Annotated in this window: 6 protein-coding genes; 3 read left to right on the top strand and 3 right to left on the bottom strand. The window is 75.9% G+C overall.

The window, feature by feature from the left end; genetic code table 11:
- The 3 genes from E1291_RS38535 to E1291_RS38545 form a co-directional block, all read left to right on the top strand.
- Positions 1-263: phosphatidate cytidylyltransferase (locus E1291_RS38535; protein WP_165495500.1), on the top strand; the 263-nt coding region annotated here is incomplete at its 5' end.
- The gene (locus E1291_RS38540) at positions 260-898 is read left to right on the top strand and encodes a lysophospholipid acyltransferase family protein (protein ID WP_207401173.1); all 639 of its coding nucleotides are present in this window, start codon (positions 260-262) and stop codon (positions 896-898) included. The genes E1291_RS38535 and E1291_RS38540, both read left to right, overlap by 4 nt.
- A 240-nt stretch (positions 899-1138) precedes the next feature.
- Positions 1139-1510, top strand: coding sequence for a hypothetical protein (locus E1291_RS38545; RefSeq protein ID WP_131742976.1), 372 nt, complete (start codon positions 1139-1141; stop codon positions 1508-1510).
- 295 nt (positions 1511-1805) lie between these two features.
- Here E1291_RS38545 and E1291_RS38550 read toward each other — a convergent pair whose 3' ends face one another.
- From E1291_RS38550 to E1291_RS42800, 3 genes are all read right to left on the bottom strand, one after another.
- The gene (locus E1291_RS38550) at positions 1806-3848 is read right to left on the bottom strand and encodes a YehQ family protein (protein ID WP_131742977.1); all 2043 of its coding nucleotides are present in this window, start codon (positions 3846-3848) and stop codon (positions 1806-1808) included.
- Positions 3845-4990 carry a VWA domain-containing protein gene (locus tag E1291_RS38555; RefSeq protein WP_131742978.1) on the bottom strand — a complete coding sequence of 382 codons (1146 nt, stop codon included), beginning with the start codon at positions 4988-4990 and terminating at the stop codon, positions 3845-3847. The genes E1291_RS38550 and E1291_RS38555 overlap by 4 nt, the downstream gene beginning before the upstream one ends.
- Positions 4987-5492, bottom strand: a 506-nt coding sequence (locus tag E1291_RS42800) for a DUF5682 family protein (protein ID WP_207401174.1), incomplete at its 5' end; no start/stop codon positions are given. The genes E1291_RS42800 and E1291_RS38555, both read right to left, overlap by 4 nt.

Below are 5492 nucleotides of genomic sequence, written 5' to 3' on the forward strand. Positions count from 1 at the left end.
CGCTCAGCCCGGCCAAGCGCTGGGGCGGCGTCGCCGGGGGCGCCGCGGCGGGCGCCATGGTGCTGGCGCTGTGCGGCGCCGCGACCCCGGCGACGATCGTCGCGGTGGCGGCGGGCGCGCCGCTCGGCGACCTGCTGGAGTCGATGCTCAAGCGCGGCGCCGGGGTGAAGGACGCGGGGACGTGGCTGCCCGGCTTCGGCGGCCTGCTGGACCGGATCGACTCGCTGCTGGTCGCCCTGGCCGTGGCGATGCTGCTGTCATGAAGGGACGGGTCATGAGGGGACGGGTCATGGGGGAGCACGGCGGGGTACGGGGCGGGCTGGTCGCGGCGGCGCTGCGGCGGGCCGGGTGGCGGGCCGCGTTCGGGCTCTCGGGCGGACTGGAGGTCACCGGGCCCGCGCCGGACGGACCGTGCGTGATCGTCGCGAACCACGCCTCGCACGCCGACACCGCGGCGCTGCTCGCGGCGCTGCCCGCGCGGCGCCGCCCGGTCGTCGCCGCCGCGGCCGACTACTGGTTCGCGGGACGGTTCCGGTCGTTCGTCTGCCGGACGGCGGTCGCGGGCTTCCCGGTCCGCCGGTCGCGGGGCGGGTTCGGCGACCTGGCCGCCGCGGCGGCCCAGCTCGCCCGGGGCCGTTGCGTCATCGTGTTCCCCGAGGGCACGCGCTCCCGGGACGGCACGGTCGGCGAGTTCCGCGGCGGGGCAGCGCGCCTGGCCGACCTCGCGGGCGTCCCGCTGGTCCCCGCCGGACTCACGGGCACCCGCGACCTGCTCGGCGTGCACGGCCGGCTGCGCCGCACGCGCGTCCGCGTCAGCTTCGGTGCCCCGACGCACGAGCCCGCCGAGGCCCGGCGGACCGTCCAAGACCTGGTGGACGCGACTCACGGACGCGGCTGACGGACGCGGCCGTGGGGCCGCCGGATGACACGGCCACCGCATGTGACCGCTTCCGGACGGCCCCCGCGGCGACCTCGAAGAATCACCGCACGTAAGCGATGTCCCCACAATCAACTACACAGCGCAATTTCTGAATAGATACACTCCGTAATCGATCGAACACATGTTGCCATGGCGACGTTAAGTGAAATGGAAGACACTCTTCGTGCATCCCCCCTCGAGCTCGAAGGAGAGCGAAGAGTGATAACGAAGAGGACCACCGCCATCTCGCTGGCCGTCGTCGCCGCCGGGGCCTGCCTCGCGACGACCGCGGCCGCCGCCCAGCCGGGACGGCACGCGCCGTCCACCGGGCACGCCCCGGCCGCCGCGGCGCTGCCGCCCGGCTACCAGCTGCTGAAGCTGGCCAACGCGAACGTCCCGAACTTCCAGCGCCGCACCCTGATCTGTCCGGGCTCCAAGCACGTGCTCGGCGGCGGCGCCGAGGCCCAGGGCAACCGCGCGATCCTGGTCGGTTCCTTCCCGACCGACGACGGGCGCGGCTGGATCGGCATCGGCCGCCAGGACGGCTACAACGACGTCGGCATCAGCGTCTACGCGATCTGTGCTGATTAGTCGTGTTCATTGCAAGCCCGGCCCACCGCGTTCGCTAGCGCTCGCTTCGTGACCGGGCTTGTGCGAGCGCGAATCGCGTGACGGCTGAGCAGCACTTCAGGACACCCCCGGCCCCGGTCGACTCCCCCCGACCGGGGCCGGAACCGTTTCCGCCCCCATTCCGTCCGGCAGTGTCGGCCCTTGCGACAAAAGGCCAGGTCGCGCGCTCGTGCGACGGCTGAGCACCACTTCGCGCCCCGGCCCGGTCGCCCCCGACCGGGCCGGGGCGTGTCCGTTCCCATCCCGTCCAGCGGTGTCAGCGGAGTTCGGCGGTGATGGTCAGGCGTAGGCAGGTGTCCGCCCAGATTTCGGCGGTGCGGCGCGGGTCGTCGCCGTGCAGGGCGTCGGCCAGGCGGGTCGTGGCCTCGGCGGCGGCGGTCAGGCCGGAGCGGGCGAGGTCTGCGGCGGCGGCCGTGACGCGGTCCCGCAGGCCCGGCCGGACGTGCAGCACGCCGTGGTGCGCGACCTCCGCGCAGACCGCGAGGGCGGCGTCCAGCACGGCGCCCAGGGGGTCCGGGGGGCGATGGGACGGACCGTCCAGCGCCGCCGCCGCCTCGCCCGGCGCGAGGTCGGGCACGATGACGCCATCGGCGGTCATGACCGCGACCGGGTCGATGACGAGCGTGCCGCGCTCCCGGCGGACGGCCCCGCTGACGAACCTCGGCCCGGCGGCGAGCGCCCCGGCCAGCGCGTCCAGCGCGGCGGGCCGGTACGGGGCGTACTCGGCCGACAGGACGGCGGTCGCGCCCGCCGTGTCCGCGACGACGGCCTCCAGCCGCTGCGCGCCGGGGTGGTAGCCGACGTCGCGAACCTCGGCGACCTCGAACACGCGGACCTGGTCCGCCTCGACGCGCCGCCGGACCGGGCGCGGCGGAAGCGCCGCCAGCGCCCGCTCGGCCGCCGTGAAGTCCCGGACGAGCAGCGCGGGCGGCAGGCCCGTCCAGGCGTCGCCGAGCGGGGTGACGGTCGTCCGGGCGACCCGGCCCGCCGCGACCCGCACGACGCGGCTCGCGCTGCGGGTCGCGCTCTCGGACACGACGTTCGCCGCGGCGAGGTCGCGCAGCGTCGTGCCGAGCAGCCGCCGCCCGGCCACCCCGGCGCCGGTCAGCGTCTCCCCGTCCGGGACCGCCCATTGCCGTTTCAGCACGAGCACCGTGTCGGCGTGAGCGAGGTAGACGTCGGCGGTGCGGGACGACGCGGTGCCCCCGATCCGGCAGCCGAGCGCGGCCAGGCGGACGCGGCGCAGCGGCGTGTCGGCGGACTCGTCGGTCCCGAGCGCCTGCGAGCGGAGGCCGCCGCCCAGCGCCGCGCGGTGCCGCGCGTAGATCTCGGCGGCCGGCGCGGCGAGCCGGCCCTGCTCGTAGTCGGCGCGGCGCTCACGGTAGGCGTCCAGTTGCCCGGCCAGGTCGCCGGCGGCGGCCGCGGGCCAGTGCAGGTTCCGTGCCGACAGCTCGGCGGCGGCCCGCCGCAGCGCCGTGACCAGGACGGGCCCGGCGTGCATCGCGCCCTCCATGAGGACCTGGCCGACGATGTCCAGGGCGGGTTCCAGCCCCGTGCCGTCCCCTCCTCCGCCGGATCGTCCCTGCCCGCCGACGTCCACTCTGACGTCGGCGCCGGCGAGCCCCAGGTCGTCCGCGGCGCGGAACGCCCACACGGCCAGGGCGACGACCTCGCCCCGCACAGCGGCGGAGGCGTCGGTGTCCACGTAGCCCAGCTCGCCGGGCACGAGGAACCGGACCGTGCAGGACGGCAGTTCCACGCGCGCCACGCGGTCGTCCCACGAGGGCCGGTGGATTCGGGCCGCGTATCCCGCGCGGAACGCGCGACGTGCGGCGGTCAGGGCGCGTTGGCCCAGGACTCGGGCGAGCGCGTCGTCGTCGAACGCGCCGGGCGACCATCCCGGCCGCTCCGCGGGCGGTTCCTCTCCGCCGTCGCGCGCCGGTGGCGGCTCCCCTCCCGCGGACTCGCCGGCGGACGGTTCCGCAGGGACCTCGGGAGCCGGCTCCGGCGCGGCGAAGAGGCGCTGGTAGGCCAGGACGAGGCCGACCTTGTGGCGGCACGCGGACGGCGCGGCGCAGGTGCAGGTCGCCGCGTCCAGCCCGGCGCCGGAGGGCAGCGCGGCCGCGGTGCCGTCGGGGAACACGCCGTGCACACCACCGTCGGCGGCGACGTCCACCGAGGGGCCGTTCCCCGCGTCGAGGTCCTTCGCGGCGCGTTTGACGAGGCCGCGGTTGGTGAGGACGGCGAGCGTGTCCCCCGTCAGGGCGAGCAGGTCCGCGCGGACCGGCGGCGCGCTCACCGGCCGATCCGCTCGGCGACGAACGCGGCGAGCTTCCCCGGCGTCATCGCGCCGACGTGCGCGCCGACGTCGGCGAGCCGCTGTCCCATGGCCCGGTCGTAGGACGGGTCGGCCCGTTCGTCCAGCGCCGCGAGCCCGAGCACGTGCGTGCCCTGCTCGACGAGCCCCTTGACCGTCCGGACGAGAAGGTGCGCGTCCCCGCCCTCGTAGAAGTCGCTGATCACGGCGACGATCGCGCGGCGCGGGTTGTCGACCAGCCCGGCGGCGTAGCCGACGGCGCGGGCGATGTCGGTGCCCCCGCCGAGCTGCACCTTCATCAGCAGCTCGGCGGGGTCGGTGACGTCGGAGGTGAGGTCCACCACGGAGGTGTCGAACGCGACGAGGTGCGTCCGCAGGCCGGGCAGCCCCCACAGGCACGCGGCCGTGACCGCGGCGTGCACCACCGAGGCGAGCATCGACCCGGACTGGTCGACCAGCAGGATCATCTGCCATTGCTCCACGTGCCGGCGCGTCCGCGACACGAAGCGCGGATGCTCGATGTAGACGCGCCGTTCGTCCGGCCGGTAGTGGGCGAGGTTCGCGCGGATCGTGCCGTGGAAGTCGAAGTTGCGGGCGTTCTTGACGCGGCTCGGCCGCCGCGACCGGGTGCCGTGGAACGCCTCGCGGACCTCGACGGCGAGCCGCTCCATCAGCTGCCGGACGACGGCCTCGACGATCCGCCGGGCCATCGCGAGGACGTCGGGGCTCATCAGGTGCTTGGTGCGCAGCACGGCGCGCAGCAGCGCCTCGTCCGGCTCGATCCGCTCCAGCACGGCGGGATCGGTGACGACCTCGTGGATCTCGTATTTCTCGACGGCGTCGCGCTCCAGCCGCTCGATCGTCTCCTTGGGGAACAGCCGGTGCACGGCGTCGAGCCAGTCGACCGTGGTCAGCGAGGACGGGCCGGATCCGCCGGTGCGCTCGTCCGAGCCGTTCCGGCCGGAGCCCGCCCGCACGCCGCGCCGGTCCAGGTCGGGGTCGCGGCCGTAGAGCCAGCCGAGCATGCGGTCGCGCTCGGCGGCGTCACCGCTCAGGGCCCCGGTCGCCGGCTCGGCGGGCAGGCCCAGGACGAGCCGCCAGCGCTCCAGGTCGGGTGTCGTCATCCGAGATCCCCTCCCGCATGGTTCGCGCCGCCATGGTTCGCACCGGCATGCTTCGCTCCAGCACCGTCAGCGCCGGCACTGTCCGCACTGGTCAGGCCAGCCGCGGCGAGGGCCCGGTCCACGCGTTCCTCCAGCGCCCGCGCCTCGGCGAGGACCAGCGGGTCGGCCTGGACGCGCAGCAGCCCGCGAGCGGAGCCGCGCAGGCCGCGCCGCTCCAGCAGACCCCGCGCGATCGTCTCGCGCTCGCGCGGCGGGAAGAACTCGAACGCCTGCCGCAGCGCGGGCAGCGCCACGAGGAAGTCGTCCCCGTCCAGGGCGGTGACCAGGTCGTCGAGGACGCCGAGGACCGCCGCGCCGGGCTCCAGCACCTCCTGCCTGGCCAGCGCGAACAGGCCGGCGAGCCAGTCGCCGAACGTGCCGGGGGCCGCGGCGCCGCGGATCGCGCGGCCCGGGTCGCCGGTGTCGCCGAGCGCGCGGGCCAGGCCGAACGCGGCGCCGCGCA

The organism is Actinomadura roseirufa, from assembly GCF_900659635.1.
In the GTDB taxonomy this organism is placed as follows: domain Bacteria; phylum Actinomycetota; class Actinomycetes; order Streptosporangiales; family Streptosporangiaceae; genus Spirillospora; species Spirillospora roseirufa.

Bases quoted from the DNA above. Each gene is read 5' to 3' on its own strand.
- E1291_RS38540 (WP_207401173.1), top strand. From the start codon at position 260: ATGAAGGGACGGGTCATGAGGGGACGGGTCATGGGGGAGCACGGCGGG.
- E1291_RS38555 (WP_131742978.1), bottom strand. From the start codon at position 4,990: ATGACGACACCCGACCTGGAGCGCTGGCGGCTCGTCCTGGGCCTGCCC.